The organism is Xenorhabdus thuongxuanensis (genome assembly GCF_001908095.1).
GTDB classification, from domain to species: domain Bacteria; phylum Pseudomonadota; class Gammaproteobacteria; order Enterobacterales; family Enterobacteriaceae; genus Xenorhabdus; species Xenorhabdus thuongxuanensis.
This window is the reverse complement of sequence record NZ_MKGR01000075.1, coordinates 1-1,142: the sequence shown is the minus strand read 5'-3', so window position 1 is coordinate 1,142 and position 1,142 is coordinate 1. Positions and strand designations below refer to the sequence as shown.

Below are 1,142 nucleotides of genomic sequence, written 5' to 3'. Positions count from 1 at the left end.
CATGCAACCTGATGGTTTATCAGGCTGTGCTAATCGTTTTGCACTATCGTACATCAACAATTCAATCGCCACTTTGGCTGTTTTTGCTTGTTTCATAATTGGTAGGATAGGACAAGCTTCGTGAGTCAGATAATAATCAATACATTTATTAAATAACGCTGCCTTGTCACCAAAAGCACAATATAAACTGGGTGCAGAGATGCCTAGTGCTTTGGTTAAATCGCTAATCGAGGTTGCAACATAGCCATTTTCCCAAAACAGCAACATCGCCTTGGCTAAAGCGTCTTGTTGATCAAAACCTTTTGGGCGCCCACGTTTCGTCTGTTTCATTCTCTCACTTTTCCAGCAATTAATTTATGGTAGCACATCAATTCTATAGTGATCACTAAAAAATAAATTGACAGCTATCAAATTCCCATCAAGAATAGCGTATTAATTTATAGTGATCACTACAAAATTAAATTTTGACTAACAACTAAAATCTTTCATGGGAATCACATGACAACACTTAATTTTTCTTCTCACAATGGTAACTGGCTTTCGCTATTATCTGCAACTTTTGCCTGTTTTATTATTGTTACCGGTGAATTTTTAGCCATCAGTGTCATCAATAATATTGCATATGATTTTCAAATATCTGTGGGTACCGCTGGGTTAACCGTTACTGTTACCTCGGTTGCAGGTATGATGTCTGCATTATTAGTTCCCATTTACGCCAAAACATTAGATAGACGACAAGTGCTGCTGTTTTTGGTCGTGTTAATGATGATTGCTAACGGCATTACTGCATTTGCTTCAAATTTTCATCTCGTTTTATTGGGCCGATTTGCCTTGGGTATCGCTTTGGGGGGGTTTTGGGGCATAGCTGCTGGGCTCGTGGTACGTTTAGCGCCTAAGAGCATGTCTGTTACGACCTCCGTCACTATCTTTTTCTCTGCGGTAACATTAGTTACGGTATTAGGCGTACCATTAGGCTCTTGGCTGGCTGATCTCTATGGTTGGAGAGTACCTTACTTTATATTAGTGATTTTGGGTGACGCTGCCTTAATTATGCAATATTTTTCTTTACCTTCATTAAAACCGTCGTCCACAATGCAATGGAAAGAATTATTATTGATGCCATCGCACCCTATTGCACGCAA

General features: G+C 39.2%; 2 protein-coding genes. One reads left to right on the top strand and one right to left on the bottom strand.

Annotation, left to right across the window (positions count from 1 at the left end):
• Positions 1 to 330 (bottom strand): TetR/AcrR family transcriptional regulator (locus Xentx_RS18045; RefSeq protein ID WP_139292544.1); only part of this gene is annotated, 330 nt, incomplete at its 3' end.
• 168 nt (positions 331 to 498) lie between these two features.
• Between Xentx_RS18045 and Xentx_RS18040 the strand changes: the two genes are divergently transcribed.
• Positions 499 to 1,142, top strand: a 644-nt coding sequence (locus Xentx_RS18040; RefSeq protein WP_139292543.1) for an MFS transporter, incomplete at its 3' end; no start/stop codon positions are given.